The organism is Anaerovibrio sp. JC8 (assembly GCF_002100115.1).
GTDB lineage: Bacteria > Bacillota > Negativicutes > Selenomonadales > Selenomonadaceae > Anaerovibrio.
Genome location: NZ_ANBM01000013.1, coordinates 35,725 through 56,628, shown reverse-complemented (window position 1 = coordinate 56,628; position 20,904 = coordinate 35,725). Strand labels below are relative to the sequence as shown.

At 46.8% G+C, this 20,904-nt stretch carries 15 protein-coding genes; 1 reads left to right on the top strand and 14 read right to left on the bottom strand.

What is annotated here, in order from left to right:
- Nucleotides 1–58 precede the first annotated feature (58 nt).
- Nucleotides 59–745, bottom strand: a complete 687-nt coding sequence (locus D081_RS11180) for a flagellar brake protein (protein ID WP_085024253.1) — start codon at nucleotides 743–745, stop codon at nucleotides 59–61.
- A 378-nt stretch (nucleotides 746–1,123) separates the two neighbouring features.
- Between D081_RS11180 and D081_RS11175 the strand changes: the two genes are divergently transcribed.
- Complete coding sequence (locus tag D081_RS11175) at nucleotides 1,124–2,062, top strand: hypothetical protein (RefSeq protein ID WP_085024252.1); 939 nt, start codon at nucleotides 1,124–1,126, stop codon at nucleotides 2,060–2,062.
- Between the two features lie 68 nt (nucleotides 2,063–2,130).
- Here the strand turns inward: D081_RS11175 and D081_RS11170 are convergent, their stop codons facing one another.
- The 13 genes from D081_RS11170 to D081_RS11110 all read right to left on the bottom strand — a co-directional run bounded on the left by D081_RS11170 (nucleotide 2,131) and on the right by D081_RS11110 (nucleotide 20,727).
- Nucleotides 2,131–3,402, bottom strand: a complete 1,272-nt coding sequence (locus D081_RS11170; RefSeq protein ID WP_085024251.1) for a hypothetical protein — start codon at nucleotides 3,400–3,402, stop codon at nucleotides 2,131–2,133.
- 135 nt (nucleotides 3,403–3,537) lie between these two features.
- Nucleotides 3,538–4,152, bottom strand: a complete 615-nt coding sequence (locus D081_RS11165; protein WP_085024250.1) for a TetR/AcrR family transcriptional regulator — start codon at nucleotides 4,150–4,152, stop codon at nucleotides 3,538–3,540.
- A gap of 142 nt (nucleotides 4,153–4,294) precedes the next feature.
- Nucleotides 4,295–4,909 carry a 4'-phosphopantetheinyl transferase superfamily protein gene (locus D081_RS11160; RefSeq protein WP_085024249.1) on the bottom strand — a complete coding sequence of 205 codons (615 nt, stop codon included), beginning with the start codon at nucleotides 4,907–4,909 and terminating at the stop codon, nucleotides 4,295–4,297.
- A gap of 101 nt (nucleotides 4,910–5,010) precedes the next feature.
- Nucleotides 5,011–6,696, bottom strand: a complete 1,686-nt coding sequence (locus tag D081_RS11155; RefSeq protein ID WP_085024248.1) for a methyl-accepting chemotaxis protein — start codon at nucleotides 6,694–6,696, stop codon at nucleotides 5,011–5,013.
- Nucleotides 6,697–6,924: 228 nt separating this feature from the next.
- A complete protein-coding gene (locus tag D081_RS11150) occupies nucleotides 6,925–7,848 on the bottom strand; it encodes an RluA family pseudouridine synthase (RefSeq protein WP_085024247.1) in 924 nt (307 codons plus the stop codon).
- Nucleotides 7,849–7,852: 4 nt separating this feature from the next.
- Nucleotides 7,853–9,859, bottom strand: coding sequence for an NAD-dependent DNA ligase LigA (gene ligA, locus D081_RS11145; RefSeq protein WP_085024246.1), 2,007 nt, complete (start codon nucleotides 9,857–9,859; stop codon nucleotides 7,853–7,855).
- A gap of 3 nt (nucleotides 9,860–9,862) precedes the next feature.
- Nucleotides 9,863–12,229: a DNA helicase PcrA gene (pcrA, locus tag D081_RS11140; protein WP_085024245.1), complete on the bottom strand. Its 2,367-nt coding sequence runs from the start codon at nucleotides 12,227–12,229 to the stop codon at nucleotides 9,863–9,865.
- An 88-nt stretch (nucleotides 12,230–12,317) separates the two neighbouring features.
- On the bottom strand, nucleotides 12,318–13,244 hold the full coding sequence (locus D081_RS11135) for a manganese-dependent inorganic pyrophosphatase (RefSeq protein ID WP_085024244.1): 927 nt from the start codon (nucleotides 13,242–13,244) through the stop codon (nucleotides 12,318–12,320).
- A 33-nt stretch (nucleotides 13,245–13,277) separates the two neighbouring features.
- The gene (gene trmL, locus D081_RS11130; protein WP_085024243.1) at nucleotides 13,278–13,760 is read right to left on the bottom strand and encodes a tRNA (uridine(34)/cytosine(34)/5-carboxymethylaminomethyluridine(34)-2'-O)-methyltransferase TrmL; all 483 of its coding nucleotides are present in this window, start codon (nucleotides 13,758–13,760) and stop codon (nucleotides 13,278–13,280) included.
- Nucleotides 13,761–13,776: 16 nt separating this feature from the next.
- The gene (ilvD, locus tag D081_RS11125; RefSeq protein WP_085024242.1) at nucleotides 13,777–15,435 is read right to left on the bottom strand and encodes a dihydroxy-acid dehydratase; all 1,659 of its coding nucleotides are present in this window, start codon (nucleotides 15,433–15,435) and stop codon (nucleotides 13,777–13,779) included.
- Nucleotides 15,436–15,546: 111 nt separating this feature from the next.
- Nucleotides 15,547–16,083, bottom strand: coding sequence for a cob(I)yrinic acid a,c-diamide adenosyltransferase (gene cobO / locus D081_RS11120; RefSeq protein ID WP_085024241.1), 537 nt, complete (start codon nucleotides 16,081–16,083; stop codon nucleotides 15,547–15,549).
- Nucleotides 16,062–17,426 (bottom strand): MATE family efflux transporter, encoded by a 1,365-nt coding sequence (locus tag D081_RS11115; protein WP_198941999.1) that lies wholly within the window; start codon nucleotides 17,424–17,426, stop codon nucleotides 16,062–16,064. The genes cobO and D081_RS11115 overlap by 22 nt, the downstream gene beginning before the upstream one ends.
- 1 nt (nucleotide 17,427) lies before the next feature.
- Nucleotides 17,428–20,727: a DNA translocase FtsK gene (locus D081_RS11110; RefSeq protein ID WP_158087663.1), complete on the bottom strand. Its 3,300-nt coding sequence runs from the start codon at nucleotides 20,725–20,727 to the stop codon at nucleotides 17,428–17,430.
- Nucleotides 20,728–20,904 lie beyond the last annotated feature (177 nt).

Below are 20,904 nucleotides of genomic sequence, written 5' to 3'. Positions count from 1 at the left end.
TTTTACCAAAAACAAATAAAAAAGCACCAGACTAATTAAAGCCCAGTGCTTAAACAAATCAATGTCTGATTGTATGCTTGGAAGCCTTCCGCTGCAAATCAAAAATGAAATTAACAATCTTATCCTGAATCTTTGGGTTAAGACGGGTAAACTTGGCACCAATATGATACCCGATGTTTCCATTGTCCTCAAATTCTGCATATCTGACAACTGATGCTGTGGATCTGAATAATCCTATCCCCGGGATATCATCCAATTCAACAGAAATCTGTTTGCCCACCTCAAGCGGCTTGTCAAGAAGGAAGCATATTCCGCCACCACTTAAATCCACGGTGGTCGTGAACAGCATGGATTCCTTGGTATCCTCCTCATCCACAAGGTGGACAACCAGTGGCTGTTCAATCTTCATACGTACAAATTCCCTGTGCTGAATTTTCTGCACCTTTAACGGCTTATCAGTATGCCATACAGGTATAACCTCATTTGCCCGACGCTCCAGATTTACCACAAACTTATAATAACTGTTCCCATCAAAGAAATTACAGGTCAGGTTTGTTCCCGGAGAAATAATCAGCGGGCATCTGTCCTCATCATAGGGTACTGACAAAACCAGACTGCAATCAAAAATGTCTTCAATTTTAGTGACGAAAGTCCTATCGTCATCCGGCAATGAAATGTTCATTTTCTGTCCCAGCTTCAGGATACTATCCGATCTGACAAAAATCTCCTGTGATGTATTTTTCATATATTCAACGCACCCCTTCTATCTCTGCATATAGTTTTCCCCAACAACAATATGCCATATTTTGAGATTTTTTTCAATAGTTTGACAATTACAGAACAAAATTCCATGATTTTTTATGAGGAATTAGTACTAGTTTATCAAGTATTAATCTAATTTTAATATTTCACCTTAAGATGAATGGTAAAATAATCCTATTTTATTACTCCATAAATATTATTTTTTAAAAACATATACATATTGTCCTATTTTTTACTCTCCAGAAGGAATTTGGAAGGCTATATTGAATACTTTACACCGTGAGGTGATGTTTTATATACAGGGGAAGATATATGGAGCATCACAATATTTACTTTTTTATTAGTTTGGAGGGGTTTTACAATGAAAAAGAAAGCATTAACCGCAGCAGTGTTAGGACTGGCATTGAGTGTGTCAGCAACAGCCATGGCAGCCACCGGCATGTCCGGACTGTCACCTTTGGAGGGCCGTCCTGAGACCAATGCCAAGCAGATGCTGCCAAAGGCTACCTACACGTTGGAGTCTGTACATCAGGTTGAAGGCCGTCAGGGTGTTGCTTCCGAGGGTGATTTCTTCTGGGTTTCCGGTTCCAAGACTCTTGCAAAATATGACAAAAACTGGAATCTGATTGAGATTAACAAGAATCCATTTGAGGGCTACAGCATTCCATCAAATCATATTGGTGATATTGATGTTTACAACAATGAAATCTATGTGGGCGCAGAGAACTTTATGGATGGTGTTGGCAAGGACATTCAGATTGCCATTCATGATGCTGATACCCTGAAGCTGAAGAGAACCTTCTCCTTTGAGCCTGCATCCGGGCAGGAGGAATGCTCCGGCATAGCTGTAAATCCAGATACCCAGACCGTGTGGATGTGCTCCTGGGTAGGTGAGGAATCCGGACGCTATCTCTATGAATATGATTTAAAGACCGGCAAATATCTCCGCAAGGTTCATCTCCAGTGTCCTCCACAGTGGGTACAGGGTATGGCATACTATAATGGTTCCTTCTACCTTACTGCTGATGATGGTACTGCTGACGAGGTTGAGCCGGATCATGTTTATCGTGTAGACATTCAGCCAGGTGTGTCCAATGCCACCGTTGTTCTTGAGAGAACCTTGGATGACGTTATCTTCCAGGGCGAAATTGAGGGCATTACCTTCAACAAGGCCAAGAAGCAGATGCTGGTTCACTACAACCGTGGTTCCCGTATCGTACTCGGTATGGTAAAGGGCTTCTATCCAGGCTACGACAAGGAAATTTCCGAAGTATTCTGCTATGACATCAAGAAAAAATAAGCACTAAAAAAACTATGGGAGTCGCATGGCGGCTCCCATTTTTATTGGCATTATGAATTTGTTATCCCTTATACAGCAATTTTGGCTTCACCTATCACTTCACCCCTGCCATCCTTTATGATGCCGTCCATCTGATAGGTGCGAATGATTTTATCATCAGTGGTGACCAATATCTTGTCACCATTGGCATTTTCCCGTATACGGGCCATGAGCTTGCCGTTGCTGTCCACTATGGTGCCGGTCATATTATTAAAAATCAGCTCCGTACCGTTTTCCAGCAGAATCCGTTCAGTATCGCTGTCAGCATCGTAGTAGATTTCAGAGATATTTTCTCCCATTTCGTTGGTAATAACCGTATGCTCCTCTTCCTCTTTGGTAATGGTCTGCACTCCACCCTTAAACAAGGTCTGGAAGCCTGTCTGGCCATCAAACCGCTCAGCACCGGCATATACGCCCCGTACCGCCACCGTAGCTATTGATGACTCGATGGCCGGGGATAAGCCGGCAGCATTTTCCACAAACCATCCGGATACATCCAAATTGGCTGCGTCAAATACTGTAGTTACCTGACTTGGCAGCTCTACTGTAGGAACATTAATGGTGTTATTTACCCCGTCAATTCCGGCAACGCCGTCTGTCCCGTCTGCCAAAGAACCGGCAAACAGGGTATCTCCCGCCAAATCGATTTTCAGGAATGGCAGCAGCATGGCCATAATTACCAATGGTGTCAGGCCAATAACATAAAAGGCCTTGTCCGTAGTATAGCCGTGGTCATAGAGCCACCCAAGAAGCCTATGGAAGAAGAAGGCCAAAAACAGCGGCAATACATAGGAGCCAACATGAAGGGCCTCCTTGACGAAGCCTGTGGTGGCATTTACGGCGTCCACACCCTGCTGGCCAAAGGTTTCTACTGCGGTTTCCCCACCGGCATTGAAGAATTCCACGACTCTGAGGGTGGCCTGCACTACAACTGTTTCATAAAAGAAGGAGTTAAATATTACCACCAAAAGATATATGCCGTAGGCGTACAGGCCCACTGCAATGGCCCGCCAATTATCAATGACAAAGGTTATTCGCAGCAGGAAAAATATCAGGGCCAAAAAGGCCACGGCCAGTCCCAGTGGCGGAAAAATGGCTGTCAGTATAAATACCGCCAGCATGATAAGAATGGATTTTTTCAATACATTCATGGCTGTCAGGGCAAAGAACACAAAGCTGAGTACCAGGCCCAAAAGGGCTGAATTGGTATCCAGGGTAAAGCCCAGGGAAAGCCACCATACCAGCAAAAATAAATAATGCTTGAGAGTAAAGGTTCCGGATTGTTTTGCACTATCCTCCATTTAAGTCACCTCACATAAAGTTGTTTGGATTATTCTTAAATTATAATATTAGGCAATTACCGGACTTTTTCCTTCTTTTCAAACAAAAAGACCGGTACAACGTGACCATTGTACCAGCCTTTAATAATTATTAAGTTAGTCAAAATAAAAAATCCAAAATTGATGCAGATGCTCACGCAAAAAATTCAAGCCCTTTTTTTCATAGGTAGGATCACAGTAACACTTGTTGATAACATTGGTAGCAGGGTGTGTTAAAACATTCGTCATGTAATCAATATCCACGTCTCTTTTTGGATTTCTCAGTTTAACAAGACGTTCCACCAGATGACGGGTGTGCTGCTCCGGTATCTCATAGCATTTTTCAAGATACATGAGGCGCATACGCTCGTTGCGGAACTGTTCAATGGTAAGCAGCTTCTTGATACTCTTTAAAGTCTTGTCGTGAAGCACATTCTCCACAAAAGGCATCAGATAATTGACAAAGGCATCCTCGTCCATTTGTTCAATATCTATATCATCCAATTCAGCGACAGAAAGGCTATGCTCCTCGTAGAGCTCCTCAACCATATCGCTGATAGCCTCAACAATTTCCTTCTTGCCGGAAAAATGTTTATATAAAGAAGGCGGCGTTACCTTGACTGCCGCAGCAATCATTTCCACACCAACTGCTTCATAGCCGAATTCCGAAAATAGCTTTAAAGATTCATTTAATATTCTTTGTTTTGTATCCGTGCGTCTTATGATAATCAAACCCTTTCATAAATTAATCACAAAAAACAAACAAAATTTAACAAATTATTACTATTAAATTATACTTTAGTAAATTAAATAACACAAGGAAAATAACAAAAAATATTTATTAAAGGTAAAGGGTTTAACTATTAATTTTAAATTATTTTGTAAAATCGATAATTATCATATTTTCAGAAGGTACTTTAGTACGGCAACATACATTATATTTATAGTTGTCATCCAGCTCCGGATGAGAAAAAATAAAACCAGGAATAACAGAAGCACTGCCATAAAATAGACTCTCCATATCAGATTGGGTAGCTTTGGCATAGCTTTCCAGTCTTGTCCACATATCGGCAGTCATATTATATTCATCAAGATACTCAGCCAGCTCCTTGGTGTTTTCCTCCACGTCACAGCCTATTTCAGCCCCCAGTGGACCATCTGCCACAGCCAGGGCACACATCGCCCTGTCCCCGGAATAAGCCAGACTAAAATCCAGCTCCGGATGCTTTGCAAAAAAAGGCTTGCCGTTATTATTAAACTGCAAATCCAATTCAGATTCTTTATAGCCAGCCTCTGTTAAAGCTCTGCTTAACAGGGCACCGGCTGCCAATACAGCCTGCTTTTCCCGCTTCTCTTCCGCCTTGTCTACCTTCTCTCTGCGGTAATTGGTGGCGGTATCATATAAACGCTGAAACAAAGCCGCATCACTGAGCTTGGAGCTATCCGCAATATATACCTTTACATTAAGATTATGAACCATATCTGACATTATCAAATCCCCCGCTTAATTTAGTTACCTCAACATTAAGTATTCTACCACATTATAATACGCCTGGGCAAAAGCCCAGGCGCATCAATATACTTAAAATCTTAAAGTTTAAACTTGGTAACGTAATTCTGCAGGGACTGGGAAAGCTCAGCCAGGGATGTACTTGCTCTGGCAATTTCATCCATCATGGCTGCCTGCTCCTCGGTGGAAGCACTTACACCCTGTGCTTCATCAGCGGAACGGTTACCCAGCTGAACCACATTTTCCATTATACCCTGAATATCGTTGCAGACAACACCAGTCTTTTCAATAGCCTTCAGGGAAACATCAATCTGATTGTTCATATCGTTAATCAAATCAGAAATCTGATCAAAGGCTTCGCCGGCCTCGGATACAATCTTTGTACCCTCCTGAACACCCTCGTTGTTTTCCTTCATGGCCTGAACTGCCTTGATGGTATCAGCCTGAATGGTGGTAATCATTTCAGAGATACTCTGAGCGGCAATCTCAGACTGTTCAGCCAGCTTTCTAACCTCCTCGGCTACTACGGCAAAGCCACGACCGGCCTCACCGGCACGGGCAGCCTCGATAGCAGCGTTGAGAGCCAGCAGATTGGTCTGGCTGGCAATATTGGAAATGGTTTCAATAACCTGCACAATGCTGGCAGAACGCTCACCCAGGGCTTCCACAATAACGGAGGAAGCATCTATCTGCTGGGACATATTGTGCATGGTATCAATAGCTTTACGAACGGTTACCTGACCATTGGAAACACCCTTAAGACTGTTATTGGCTGCAGTCTTCATCTCATTGGAGCAGTGGGTCAGTTCGCCCATATCGTTGTTCATATCGCTGACCTTGGTATGAGTGTTTTCCAGCTCCATAACCTGACTCTGATTATTTTCTGCCATCTTAACAGCACTGTTTGCAACTGCACGGATACTGTCACCGGTCTGGTTGGCAGTGGCAGTCAGCTCCTCACTGGCTGCAGCCACCTGCTCAGCCGATTGGGCAATGTTGGACATCAGGGTCCTGATGGCATTCTTCATGCCATTTGTATCATGGGCCAAAAGCGCAATCTCATCAGAACCATCAATCTCCAGATCAGGAATACTGAGGTCACCGTTTGCTACATGCTCCAGTGCACTCTGAACCTGCTTGAGTGGTCTCAAGGTACGACGTACAGCAAGGGTCACTACAATACCCATTATTATGATAAGGATAACGGTAGCCACAGCCTGATAAGAGATAAATATGCCGGCCATAGCCTCCAGCTCTGTAGCCGGAACACCTACGAACAGCATACCAATAACGGAGCCGCTGGCATCCTTGATTGGCTTATAGCAAACAAAATAAGGCTTGCCCAATACCTGGGTCTGCATATTAACCTGCTCACCCTTGTTAAGAACCTTATCAGCTACCTCAGGAGTAGACTTGGTGCCTACAGCACGGTTGCCATCATCCTTTTTCAGCGTGGTGGTAATACGGGTATCTCCCTGGAATATGGTAATGGCATCTCCGGTCTTTTCACCCAGCATATCGATGGTAGTAGTCTTGCCATTGATAAGTGTATCGCCCTTGTAGAGCTGGTCATTCTTGATATGCCAGTCCCCTGGATATCTGTTGGCCAAAACCTCTTCCAAATAGCAGGCATCACCTTGAACCTGATCGGTCAAGGCATTACTGAAGCCAGATACAGCATTCCTGTAACCGATAAAGCCCATAGCCACACAGACAACTATCAGACAGATACTGAAAAATAAAATTGCCTTTTTTTGCATGTTCATAAATTACCACTCCCTTTAATCTATTCTCCTCCTCAACATGCCTAAGAAAAAGTCAGATTGCAATTTGCTTAAAATTCCTTTGCTTTACAACTTATTCTAATTCAAGTTAAGTTTTCTACACAAATAATAAAAATCCTTTTTTTTACCCTAAGAAAATTATATTTTTAATAAACGACCGCCATTTATATTTTTATCGACAAAAAAAGACTGCCAAAACAGTCTTTTTTCTTATTTCCAATATGATTTTAATTTTTCCATGCACTCCTGCATATCCGCCGGCATAGGTGCATTAACCTCCACCATTTGCCCGGTAACAGGATGCTGGAACTGTATGCCGCTGGCGTGAAGGGCCTGACGGGTAATTAATCTTGATGGAGTGCCATACATCTTGTCCCCCAGTACAGGGTGTCCCACATAATCCATGTGAACCCTTATCTGATGGGTGCGTCCTGTTTCCAGCCATAACTCCAGCAACGTATTGGGACCCATTTCCTCCACCAGCTTAAAATGAGTCACCGCCGGCTGTCCCTTGGTATCCACCCGCCGCCTGTTGGCCATGCCTGGCACCTTGCCAATATTTTCCCGAATACAGCCATCAGGATATACCTCCATAATTCCGGTCCCCATAACAATAGCCTGATAAAACCGATGCATGGTATTGGCCTTTAGCTGGGCCTCCAGCCTGGTCTGATACTCCGGCTTTTTGGCAAACAGCACACAGCCTGTGGTATCACGGTCAAGACGATGCAGGGGGCGGATAGTAATTGTCTGCCCCTTCTCCTGAAAATATCCCGCCAAAAAATTGGCCAGGGTAAAGCTGTCTGTCTGACCCGCCGGATGTACCAGCATACCCGCTGGCTTGTTCAGCACTATAACTGCATCATCCTCATACAGCACATCCACCGGTCCAATCTGTGGCTTTACCCCATAGGTATCATCGGCAAACTGGCGAATAGCCACCATGTCACCACCCTTGATCCGTTGCTTGGAATGAACCGGACGGCCGTTTACAAAGACATTCTTGGAGCGAAAAAGGCGCTGACGGTTGCGGCTGGACACCTTCATCACAGACTTTAAATAGTCCTCTGCAGACATATCACCATATTTGTCAGCCACTATATATTTTTTTAGACTGTTTTGATTTTTCTTCATTAAATTACTGTCCTATCATTTTCAGGAACTCTGCCTCATCAATAACGGTTATGCCCAGCTCCTGGGCCTTGGTCAGCTTGCTGCCGGCGGCTTCTCCTGCCAAAACATAATCAGTTTTCTTGGACACACTGCCTGCGGCCTTGCCACCGTTGGCTTCAATAAGATTTTTGGCATCGTTGCGGCTGAGGGTTGGCAGGGTACCGGTAACCACCACTGTTTTGCCCGCAAGAATATCACTGGTTATGCCCGTATCCTCCAGCACCATATTTACGCCCTGTGCTTTCAGACGTTCCATAATACCAATATTTACTTCGTCAGCAAAATAATCACAGATAGCCCGGGCACTTATATCACCAATGTCCCGTACTTCCTTTACTGCCTCAAAATCAGCTGCAGCCAGCTCATCTATACTGCCAAAGTGCAGCATAAGCTCACGGGCAGCCGCCTTGCCGATACCGGAAATGCCAAAGCCTGTCAGCAGGCGCTGTGGCTCATTGTTTTTGGCCTCATTAATGGCAGCCAGCACCTTGTCGGTGTTCTTCTCCTTACCAATAAGCCCCTTTTCAATAAGCTCATCACGATACTGTTTCAAAGCGAAAATATCGGCAATATCCTTGATATAACCAGCTTCAATAAGGGCCTTGATATTCTGCTCACCGATGCCCTTTATGTTCATGGCATCACGGCTTACAAAGTTAATGATGTGATTTTCCAGCTGTGCCGGGCAGGAAGGATTAATGCACTTGATATCGGAGGTATTTTCCTCGCGAATTGCCCTGGAACCGCAGGCCGGACATATATTGCCTATGGCAAATCTGGTAGCCCCGGCAGGACGCTTGGACTTCACTACCTCACGGACCTTCGGGATAATCTCCCCGGATTTAAATACCTTGATAGTATCACCAATGCAGATATCCAGATCATCAATATAATCCTGATTATGAAGGGTAGCCCGCTCCACTTTGGTACCGCAAAGCTGCACCGGCTCAAAGATGGCTGTTGGGGTGATACGGCCAGTACGGCCTACGGACAGCTCAATTTCCTTCAGGACAGTTTCCTTTTCCTCCGGTGGATATTTATAGGCCACGGCCCACCGTGGAACCTTGGAGGTTGCGCCCAGCTGTTCACGCTGTGCCAGGCTGTTGAGCTTTACCACTGCGCCATCAATATCATATTCCAGCTCTCCCCGGGACTCACCAATGGCATCAATGGCGGCAATAACCTCTTCTTCAGTATGACACACCCGATAATTGTGAATGACCTTGATGCCCTGCTTCTTCATAAAGTCGTAGGCTTCTGTATGGGTGGCGAACTCAATTCCCTCGGCAGTCTGCAAATTAAAGACAAACATGGAAAGGTCCCGCTCCTTGGTAATACGGCTGTCCAGCTGTCTAAGGGTGCCGGCCGCACAATTCCGGGGATTGGCAAAGGTCTTCATGCCCAGCAGCTCCTGCCGTTCATTGACCTTTTCAAAGGCAGAGCGGCTCATATAAACCTCGCCCCGCACCTCAAAATATGGAATTGGCTCCTTTAATTTCTGCTTTATATCCTTAATCACACGGGCATTTTCAGTTACGTCCTCACCCTGCACCACACCATCACCTCTGGTAATGGCCTGGGTAAGCTCTCCTTCACGGTAGCGAAGGGCAAGGGAAAGTCCGTCTATCTTTTCCTCCACCACAAACTCAGGATTATCCAGCTGCTCCTGCAGGGAGGTCACAAAGGATGTAACCTCTTCCTTGGAAAATACATCCTGCAAGGACAGCATTGGCACATCATGGGCCACCAGCACACCAGCCTCACGCTTGGCCATACCGCCTACCATCTGGGTTGGTGATGTCTTGGTAATAAGCTCCGGATATTCAGCCTCAATTTTTTTGAGCTTCAGCATGAGCTGGTCAAATTCATAGTCGGAGATTTCCGGCGCATCGTTATTATAATAAAGGTTGCTGTGATATTTAATTTCTTTTCTGAGAGCGGCCAGCTCTTTTTTTATTTCCTTAATATCCATAAATCAACCCTTCTTTAGTGGAGCGTATTTCAGCGCAAGGCTCTTTACCCCTTTATTTGGAAATGCGATTTTTAGCTGGGTGTCATCACCGCTGCCGGTAACCGCCACTACGGTGCCTGTACCAAACATGCTGTGTACTGCCTTGTCACCGGCCTTCCAGCTGATGCTGGTATCCGGCATAATAACCCCACTGGATCTATTTGTAGCGGCTGAAGCGGTGGAATTGGTTACAATGCGGGCTGGACCAGTGGTTCCCCGCACAGTTTTAATCGCGTCCATGGCTGACATAGCCTGTCCCTGACGGCCACTTTGACTGCTGCCCTGGGAGAAGCGCGGCATATAAGTACTGCCTGGCCCCCGTTCACTGCTATAACTGCCACCATAACTGCCCGTATAGCTGCCAACCCCGAAGGTCCGTCTGGCAGACAGCTCCTCTTTATATTGGGCCGGTATTTCCTCCAGGAAACGGGATGGGTCGTAGGCTCTGGTCTGACCATAGATAGTACGCATAATTGCATAGGTCAAAAACAGCTTTCGCTCTGCCCGGGTAATGCCCACATAGCAGGTGCGGCGTTCTTCCTCCAGCTCCTCCTGACTTTCCAAGGTACGGGAATGAGGGAACATGCCCTCCTCCATGCCAGCGATAAATACCACCGGGAACTCCAGTCCCTTGGCGGCGTGCAGGGTCATCAAGGTAACCCGGTCAGTGGCCTCAATGGTCTTGTCCAAATCCGTAATCAGCGAAATATGCTCCAAAAAGTTTTGCAGACTAGGTTCTCTTTCCGTTTTTTCAAAATCCTTGGCCACACCCACAAATTCCCGTAAATTCTCTATGCGGGAGGTATTGTCCTCCCCTTTCTTTTTATCTGCCTTTAAGGCCTCAATATAACCAGTTTGGTCTATAATGGCCTCCATCAGCTCCGATACAGACATAGAATCCTGCTGATTCATAAGATTTAACAGCAGCGTTGAAAAGGCACCCAAGGGATTCTTGGTCCGGGCCGTAAGCCCCGGGATTTCGTTAAGAATATCCGGGCTGCCAATGACCTCAAACAGACTTATTTCCCGTTCATTGGCATAAGATGACAGCTTATTGACTGACGTATCACCAATACCACGGCGGGGCACATTGATAATACGGGAAAGGCTGACCGAATCAAATGGATTGGACAGCACCCGCAAATAGGCAATAATATCCTTTACTTCCATGCGTTCATAGAATTTTAGCCCTCCCACGATGGTATAGGGCATGCCCTGACGCATAAAAGCCTCCTCCAAAATACGGGACTGGGCATTGGTACGGTACAGTACCGCCATATCACCATACGGAGTATTAAAGATGGTCTTTTGCTTGACGATGTTATCCAAAATAAAGCGGGCCTCATCCCGTTCGTCGGAAGCCAGATAGGTGGTGATAGGGTCTCCCTCGGTATTATCCGTCCACAGCACCTTTTTCTTGCGGTTGGCATTGTGCTCAATAACCGCATTGGCCGCTGCCAGAATCTTCTTGGTGGAGCGGTAATTCTGCTCCAGCATAATGGTTCTGGCCTCAGGATAGTCGCTTTCAAAGTTCAGGATATTCCGCATATCAGCCCCACGCCAGCCATAAATGGACTGGTCTGCGTCACCTACTACGCATAAGTTGTGATGGCCCCCGGCCAGCAGCCTGGTCAGCTGATACTGGGCTCCATTGGTATCCTGATACTCGTCCACCATGATATAACGGAACCGACGCTGATAGCGGGTGCGTACTTCCTCATTTTCCTCCAAAATGGACACCGCCACCAGCAGAAGATCATCAAAATCCAGGGCATTGTTGTCCCGCAGCTTTTTCTGATACAGAGTATAAATCTCAGAAACCTTCTGATCGTAGAAGGTGCCATTGGCCCGCACATGCTGGGCAAAAGCCTGGGGCCCCATCATCTGGTTTTTGGCACTGGAAATCGCCCCCAGCACCCCGCCGGGAGTATATTGCTTATCATCCAGATTCATTTCCTTCAGACACTTTTTAATTACGGACTGGGTATCACTGGTATCATAAATAACAAAGTTTTTCTGATATATTCCCGATGCCTCAATTTCCCGGCGTAAAATACGGGCACAGAAGCTATGGAAGGTGCTGAGCCAAATATCCCTTGAGCCCTCACCAATCATTCTGTCCACACGGTCCCGCATCTCTGCAGCCGCCTTGTTGGTAAAGGTAATGGCCAAAATGCTGTATGGCGATACACCATGAGCCAGGAGATTTGCTATGCGATGGGTCAAAACTCTGGTTTTTCCGGAACCGGCTCCCGCCATTATCAGAAGCGGCCCCTCAAGGCACTCCACGGCGTCACGTTGGGCCGGATTTAATCCACTGAATATATCCAAGGTTATCCTCCTAATTATTCCTTAAAAGAAATAACCCCTCCAGCGCCCCAAAAGGGCAATATAAACGTGCTGAAGGGGTAAAAATCACTTAGAACTTTGCAGCGGCCTCAGTAAGTGGAGGTACAATCTGCTTTTTGCGGGACATTACACCTGGCAGATGGATGCAGTCACCGGAAGCATCCTGCTTGAAGGCATCAGCAATGAGCTTCTTTGGCTCACCGTAGAATACCAGGTCAGTAGACTCCTCGATAATATCGGTAACCATGAGCATAATCAGGTTATAGCCTTCCTTGTCGCAGATATCCTTCATAGCTGCGGTAATGTCAGCCTTCATATCCAAAACTTCAGCAGTATCCATTACGGAAATCTGGCTTACAAGAGCCTTGTAGTTGCCGAAGCTGAATGGCTTGGAATCAGTCTTGGCAATCTCTTCAGGAGTCTTGTCACCAACACCGGCACCAGCCTTGAGCATAGCCATAGCATATTCATGAAGATCAACCTCAGCCAGCTCAGCCAGCTTCTCAGCTGCATCATGATCCTTGTCAGTGCAGGTTGGAGACTTGTAAAGAACGGTATCGGACATAATGGCAGACAACAGCAGGCCTGCAATATCCTTAGGAATAGTGATGTTGTTGTTCCAGAACATATTGGCAATAATGGTGGAAGTACAGCCAACCGGCTCAGTGTGAACGAAAATAGGGCCGGCAGTGTTCAGGCCACCAAAACGGTGATGGTCAACAATTTCAATAAGCTCTGCATCAGCAAGGCCATCGATAGCCTGGCCTACCTCGTTGTGGTCAACCTGGATAACCTTCTGGCCAGCCTCAACCTTGGTAGCCAGAATAGGTGCTGCCACATCAAAATAATCCAAAGCGTACTGGGTTTCCTTATTAATCTCACCACAACGGATAGCAGTTGCATCCTCGCCCATAGCCTGCTTGAATGCTGCATAGCTGATAGCAGCGCAGATGGAATCGGTGTCCGGATTTTTGTGTCCTACAACATAAATACTCATTTAATATAATCCTCCTAAAATATATGAATTGTGTCAGCTCCGTGGGCCTGGTCCAATTTGCTGAAGATTTACATAATCTAGCTGACGCATGGCCTCATAGGCTACAATGGCCACTGCATTGGACAGATTCAGGGAACGGGCACCATCTATCATTGGAATACGAATACACTTTTCCCAGTTGGCCTTTAAAATAGGCTCCGGGATACCAGCAGTTTCCTTGCCAAAGACCAGCATGTCATCCAGCCCGAACTGAGCCTCCGAATGAGCCCTTGGTGCCTTGGTGGAACAATAATGGAAATTATTGTCCGGATATTTATCCAGAACCTCCTGGAAATTTTCATGGACATGAACCTTGACCAAATGCCAATAATCAAGGCCAGCCCTTTTTAAGTGCTTGTCATCAATGGAAAAGCCCAAGGGCTTTACCAAATGAAGCTCAATACCGGTTGCCGCACATAACCGTGCGATATTTCCGGTGTTGCCGGGAATTTCCGGCTCAATAAGAACAATATGCATTACAAAACCTCAAAATTTAATCAGCTGTTACCACTGCACCCTTTGAAGCAGAGGTTGTCAGCTTGGCGTAGCGGGCCAGATAGCCATGCTTAATCTTTGGCTCCGGCTTAACCCATGCAGCCTTACGCTTGGCAAGGGTTTCCTCATCTACACGCAGCTCCAGCTTACGGTTTGGAATATCAATATCAATAATATCCCCGTCCTCAATAAAGGCAATCGGACCACCGGCCATGGCCTCCGGGGATACGTGACCGATGCAGGCACCACGGCTGGCTCCTGAGAAGCGGCCATCGGTAATAAGACCAACCTTCAGGCCACGGCCCACAATAGCTGCGGTAGGATTCAGCATTTCCTGCATACCAGGACCACCCTTAGGGCCCTCGTAGCGGATAACCACTACATCACCATCGTGGATGTCACCATCCATAATGGCATTTACAGCATCCTCCTCAGAGCTGTAGCACTTGGCCTTGCCGGAATATACCAGCATGTCCTCAGCCACTGCAGAAGCCTTGACAACTGCATTTTCCGGACAGAGATTGCCGGAAAGAATAGCCAGACCACCCTCCGGACGATATGGCTCCTCAACAGTCTTGATAACATCAGGACGAAGGATCTTGGCCTTGGCAATGCGTTCTTCCACTGTGCCGCAAACAGTCAATGCATCAGTATGGATAATGCCCTTCTTGGCCAACTCCTTCATAACAGCGGAAATACCGCCAGCCTCATTCAAGTCCACAATATGGTGATGGCCGGCCGGACTCAGGCAGGCAATATATGGAGTGTTGTGGCTGATTTCATCAAACTTCTGGGCTGGCAGCTCAATGCCTGCTTCATGGGCAATGGCAGTAAGATGCAGAACTGTATTGGAGGAACCGCCAATACCCATATCAACGGTAATGGCATTCTCAAAGGCCTTCTGGGTCAAAATATCCCGTGGCTTAATATCCTGCTTTACCAGCTCCAGAATACGCTCACCGGCCCTCTTTGCCAAAAGCTTACGGGCACCGGTATATGCAGCTGGAATTGTACCATTGCCAGGAAGGCCCATGCCCAGTGCCTCAGTGAGGCAGTTCATGGTATTGGCAGTAAACAGGCCCGCACAGGAACCACAGCCAGGACAGGCTGCTGCTTCAATATCAGTCATATCCTCTTCACTGATTTTGCCGGCAGCAAACTCACCGGCCGCCTCAAAGGACTGGCTTACGCTGATGTCCTGCCCCTTATAACGGCCCGGCAGCATAGCGCCACCGCTTACCACGATACAAGGAATATTAAGACGGGCGGCGGCCATAATCATGCCTGGAACAATCTTGTCACAGTTAGGAATCAGCACCAGACCGTCAAAACCGGTGGCTGTAGCCACTGCCTCAATGGAGTCAGCTATCAGCTCACGGCTGGCAAGTGAATATTTCATGCCGGTGTGACCCATGGCAATACCATCACATACACCAATAGCCGGAAACTCCATTGGAGTACCGCCGGCAGCGGCAACGCCCAGCTTGGCAGCCTCAGCGATTTCCCGCAGGTGAATGTGACCCGGAATTACCTCATTGAAGGAATTGCAGATACCAATCAATGGCTTCTTCAAATCCTCTGGGCCAAAACCCATGGCATTAAACAGTGATCTGTGGGCACAACGGGTTGCGCCTTTTTTTACAACATCTGATCTCATAATATACACCTACCTAAATATATTTCCTTAATCGGATATTTACACAGTTACACGCATTTAATTTTACCGCAAATCGAATAAATATACAACAAACATTCGATTTAGACAGTATTAAAATTCAATTCCTTTTTGAGCCTTTATCCCCTGCTGATATGGATGCTTTATTAGGGTCATTTCCGTCACCAGATCCGCCATGTCAATAACTTCCCGGGCTGCCTCCCGGCCGGTCATTACCACATGCAAATCCTTGGGACGGTGGGCCAGCAGCTCCTTAACCTCGTCAACAGTAATAAGACCGAATTTAACGGCATAATTTATTTCATCCAAGATAATTAAATCGTAATTATTGGACTCCATGGCTGCTGCGGCCTCCTTTAAAGCCTCATGACAGGCCTCAATATGCTCCGTCTTATCCTCTGCACCACGCTGAAAGCCCTTGCCCAGCCTGCGAAGCTCCATCCGTCCGTCTATTTCATTTAACTTATTAAGTGCAGTTATTTCACCATACTTCCACTGCCCCTTAATGAATTGCAGTATTAGTACCCGCAGGCCATCACCCCAGGCCCGGATTGCCAGCCCAAGGGCAGCAGTTGTCTTCCCCTTGCCATTTCCAGTATGGACAATGATTAAGCCATTCTTTTCTTCCATAGTATTTTTTTCTCCACCCGGTTAAATACATAGATATACAACCCGACTATTACAAACACGGTAACGCTCCAGCTGATCGGATAAACCGCCATCAGCACCTCAAAGGTTGGATACTCCGCAAAGATGGTATAAACATAAAATACTCTAAATACACAAACACCCAGCATACAGGCAATGGCCGGAACCAGAGAATAGCCCACGCCACGCATGGCACCGCTGAGGGTTTCTATAAATATGTTGATTACCTCGAAGGTAAGGATATATCGAATACGGATAGCGGCATATTCCAGCACCTCCGGGTCCACCGTAAAGATTTCCGCCAATGGGTAGGCAAAAATGGCAAAGGCAATACTAATAGAACCGGTTACCAGGGTGCTTATACCAAGGGTTACCTTGATAACCCTACGGCAACGGGCAATATTCTTGGCCCCGTAATTCTGTCCCACAAAGGTGGTTGCCGCCTGGGAAAAGGCCTGCAATATAAAGAAGCCCGCAAATTCAAAATTAAGGGCGACAGCCGTGGCCGCCACCACCTCTGCCCCCAAATTATTCAAGGCAACCTGAATTACTACGTTGGAAAAGGAGAATACCATACCCTGAAAGCCTGTAGGCAGACCCACCTTGCAGATGTGAATCAGTACGGATTTATCCACCCACAGCTTGTCGAAACGCAGCTGCATAGGCCCCTTTTCATTGTGAAGCCAATAAACCATCAGGCTGGCACTGGCACAGCTGGCCATTACAGTAGCAATGGCTACACCCTCTACTGCCATCCCCAGCTGGGTAACAAAAAACAGGTTCAGCAGCACATTGATGGTGCCGGCACAAAGCATGGCATACAGTGGCCGCTTGGTATCACCCTTACTGCGCAACAATGACGCGCCGAAATTATACACCAGCATAATCGGCACGCCACCCATGAGTATACGCAGATACAATACCGCACTGTCCATAATATGCTCCGGCGTATCCACCATTTTCAATATATCAGGGGCAAAAATCACCCCGAAAACAGCCAGAATAATGCCACTGCCAACAGCCAGCACAATGGATGTATGCACGGTCTTTTTTATCCGCAGATAATCCTTGGAGCCGATACGCATGGCACATACAACATTGGCACCAATGGACAGACCAATAACCAGATTCAGCATCAGATTAATGACAATGGCATTGGCACCAACGGCGGCCAGGGCGTCCTTACCAACGAACTGGCCAACAACAGCAACATCAGTGGCATTGAACAGCTGCTGCATAATACTGGTGCAGGCGAGAGGAATAGCAAATTTCAGTATCTTATCCCAAATGCTGCCCTCCAGCATATTTATACTTCCTAAAGCCAAATTACTTCTCTTCCTTTAAATGCTCTTCTAACTTATCCATAATTTCAAAGGCCTGATCCTCTGTTACAAGGATTTCCCGCGGCTTGCTGCCCTGTGGTGGGCCCACAATCTTTAACTGCTCCATGGTATCAAGGAGTCGTCCCGCACGGGTAAAGCCTATATGATAACGGCGCTGGAAGCTGGATGCAGAGGCATTGCCGGTCTGCATAACCAGCTCCACAGCCTGACGAAGCAGCTCATCTACGCTGCTTTTAACCTTGGAATCATCATCACCGGCCTCAGCATCCTGCTCGGCCTTGTTGGTAAAGTCAATAATTTCCTGATTAATCTCAAGCTTATGTCCCTGCTGCTTAATGCGCTCCACCAGCAGCTCCACATCAGCATCACTGACAAAGGCCCCCTGAACACGGGTAGCCTTTGGCTCCGTCTGTGGCTTAAAGAGCATATCGCCCTTGCCCAGCAGCTTCTCGGCCCCCGCAGAATCCAAAATAGTTCTGGAGTCTATCTGGGAGGTTACGGCGAAGGAGATACGGGACGGAATATTGGCCTTGATTACACCAGTAATAACATTTACAGATGGACGCTGAGTAGCCAATACCAGATAAATACCGGCAGCACGGGCCTTCTGGGCCAGACGGCAGATGGCATCCTCCACATCGTGAGGTGCAACCATCATCAGATCTGCCAGCTCGTCAATAATAATCACCACTGAGGACATCTGCTTGTCCTTTTCCTCAGCGTAATACTTGTTATAGGTTTCAATGTTCTTGACACCGGCCTGGGCAATGAGTCCATAGCGTTTTTCCATTTCCTGGACAGCCCAATTAAGCACCGAGGCAGCCTTTCGGGCATCGGTTACCACCGGAACCATCAAATGTGGAATATCATTGTAAACTGACAGCTCCACCATCTTCGGGTCAATCATAATGAACTTAACCTCATCCGGCTTTGCCTTAAAGAGAATACTGGTAACAATTGTATTGATACATACGGATTTACCGGAACCGGTGGCACCGGCCACCAGCAAGTGAGGCATATCAGCCAGATTACCGAAAATAGCCTTGCCACTGATATCCTTGCCGAAGCCTACGGTAAGTCGTGATTTTGCTTCCTCAAAGGCAGGATTTTCCAGTACCTCCCGCAGTGGCACACTTTCCAGCTTGCGGTTTGGAACCTCAATACCAATGGTGGAACGGTTTGGAATCTGTTCAATACGGACTGAGGTTGCCGCCATGCTGAGAGCAATATCATCAGCCAGGCCGGTTAGCTTGTTGACCTTGACACCGGGAGCCAGCTTAACCTCGTAGCGGGTTACTGCCGGGCCGTGGGTGGCCCCTAAAATAGTTGCATTAACCTTAAAATCCTTCAGTGTCTGGGCAAGGACCTTGGCCTTGGACTGGATTTCAGACTCCAGCTTGTCGTCCTTTTCCTTGACAACCTCCTTCAGCACATCCTTTACATCAGGAACCTCATAAGGTGGCAACTCTTCCTTTTCCTCCTGGGCCTGGGCACTTAATGCTGCTGCCTGGGCCAGCTTGTCAACCTCTGCCGCTGCTGCAGCTGCTCCGGCAGCCTTTGCAGCTTCTGTATTAACGGCACTATCAATAGCTGCAGCCACAATGTCATCCTCGTCCTCCGGCAGACTTTGGGTAAAGGAGGACTCACCCTTATGGTCAGAGCTGAAATCAATCTTAAAGTCACTGTCTACACTGTCATCAGAAGCCTCAGCCTCTTCCGCAGCTTCCACAGTGTCAGAGTCTTCACTGCTGTCATTATCCTTAAAGCTGAAGGTTTCAGCTGTAGCATCATCCTCATCAACGGACTCATTCTCTTCATAGAGCAGCTCATCAATGGAAGCGACTACCATAGGCTCGTCCTCATCCACGTTTTCTTCCGCTGCTTCCAGAACAGTATCGGTCTTTTCCGGCTCCTCGGTGGAGGCCTTAACATTTTCCCTCTGCTCCATGAGGAAATCAAGATCTTCCTCAGATTCAGGGGCATCAGCTACTGGCAGAATTTCCTCTTCCCCGTCATCGTCAAAATCTGCTTCCAGATTGCCCTTAAGCCGCCAATTATCAAAGGTCTTTGGACCGATTTTATTGGTCTTGATATTCACATAGCCGGAGGTATCCAGCTTCTTCAGATTTCTGTCCAGCTTGCCCGCCGCCTGATAAGCAAACTCACTGATGTATTTCTCGCCATTGGCAGATGTAATAGTCGTTGCAGCTGTACTTGAGGCTGCTGCCCCACTGCCCTTCATATCAGGCCCGTCAAAGGTGGACTCATAGAGACCTGTACCATTGCTGTTTATCTCAACATTTACTGGCTCGTTATAGACAGGTGCGTTATTGCCCTTATCATTGAAATCAGGCCCATCAAAAGGCTGCTGATTATTCTTTGGAGATGGGGCCTGCCAGGTAGGAGCATTATCCCCCTTATTCAGCTGAATAATCGGCTCGATTTCGTCCACAGAAGCAAAGGAAGTCGCCTGAGACTGACCATAGCTGTTCCCCTCCATATCCGGACCATCCATAAAGGAATCATCTCTTGTCTGATCGTAGAAGGAATTGCGATTTTTGAATTTCTGCACCTGCTCCCCTACGTGCTCCTGAACCTTATTGGTCACCCTGCTGCCCACGGTTTTGGCATTGTCATAAACCACTTCCGCCATATCCATGGCCACATCAGCGCCCTTTTCAGATACTGCCTTGGTGGTAAGAATACCCTGGGCCAGAGACCATGGGGTTGCCAACAAAACAGAACCAATGATGGCCGCAATAAACACAATAACCGTACCCGCATTGCCCAGTGGCTTATGTAAAATAAAGGCCAAAACACCACCAAGCAGTCCGCCACCTTCGGCCAGACTGGTTGGAAGTATCTCAGAGCCCACCGGAATAACCATGTGATGGTATAACCCCAAAAGGGAAATAAGAAGCAGTGCAACACCAATGGAGGTCTTGTTAAAGCCCACCCGCTTATGCTTCATGATATTATAGCCACCCATTACCACAAACAGCAGGGCGGTTACAGCCGAACCAATACCAAAGAAATACTTCAAAAAGCTGGCTACATAGTGGCCAATATAGCCCACATTTAATCCAGCCAGGCCGCACAGGGCAATCAGGCCAAAGGCCACAAATACAACACCCAAAATCTCTGATTTTCTGGTGGAAGGCTCCGCTTCTACAGCCTCTGTTTCAGGGTTCTGCTTCGTAGTTGTTTTCTTATTTTTAGCTTTATTTTTAGTATCCTTTTTCTCCTTCTCCTTGGAGGAGCGTTTAGTTACTTTTTTCTGCAAAATTTTCACCTCATTAATTTGAAACACTAGTTTACATTATAGCAAAAAAAGGCAAATATTAAAAGGCTTGGTTGCCATCAGGCCCTGTGTCTTACAGTAAAAAGTATACGCAAATTCATAATTGCAGGATTTGTATATCCTTATGTCTAATATACTTCGCATAGGCGAATGAAAGCG

Excerpts from the sequence above, each read along its gene's own strand:
- D081_RS11180 (WP_085024253.1), bottom strand. The coding sequence starts at position 745 with ATGAAAAATACATCACAGGAGATTTTTGTCAGATCGGATAGTATCCTG.
- D081_RS11175 (WP_085024252.1), top strand. The coding sequence starts at position 1,124 with ATGAAAAAGAAAGCATTAACCGCAGCAGTGTTAGGACTGGCATTGAGT.
- D081_RS11170 (WP_085024251.1), bottom strand. The coding sequence starts at position 3,402 with ATGGAGGATAGTGCAAAACAATCCGGAACCTTTACTCTCAAGCATTAT.
- D081_RS11160 (WP_085024249.1), bottom strand. The coding sequence starts at position 4,909 with ATGTCAGATATGGTTCATAATCTTAATGTAAAGGTATATATTGCGGAT.
- D081_RS11155 (WP_085024248.1), bottom strand. The coding sequence starts at position 6,696 with ATGAACATGCAAAAAAAGGCAATTTTATTTTTCAGTATCTGTCTGATA.
- D081_RS11150 (WP_085024247.1), bottom strand. The coding sequence starts at position 7,848 with ATGAAGAAAAATCAAAACAGTCTAAAAAAATATATAGTGGCTGACAAA.
- ligA (WP_085024246.1), bottom strand. The coding sequence starts at position 9,859 with ATGGATATTAAGGAAATAAAAAAAGAGCTGGCCGCTCTCAGAAAAGAA.
- D081_RS11135 (WP_085024244.1), bottom strand. The coding sequence starts at position 13,244 with ATGAGTATTTATGTTGTAGGACACAAAAATCCGGACACCGATTCCATC.
- trmL (WP_085024243.1), bottom strand. The coding sequence starts at position 13,760 with ATGCATATTGTTCTTATTGAGCCGGAAATTCCCGGCAACACCGGAAAT.
- ilvD (WP_085024242.1), bottom strand. The coding sequence starts at position 15,435 with ATGAGATCAGATGTTGTAAAAAAAGGCGCAACCCGTTGTGCCCACAGA.
- cobO (WP_085024241.1), bottom strand. The coding sequence starts at position 16,083 with ATGGAAGAAAAGAATGGCTTAATCATTGTCCATACTGGAAATGGCAAG.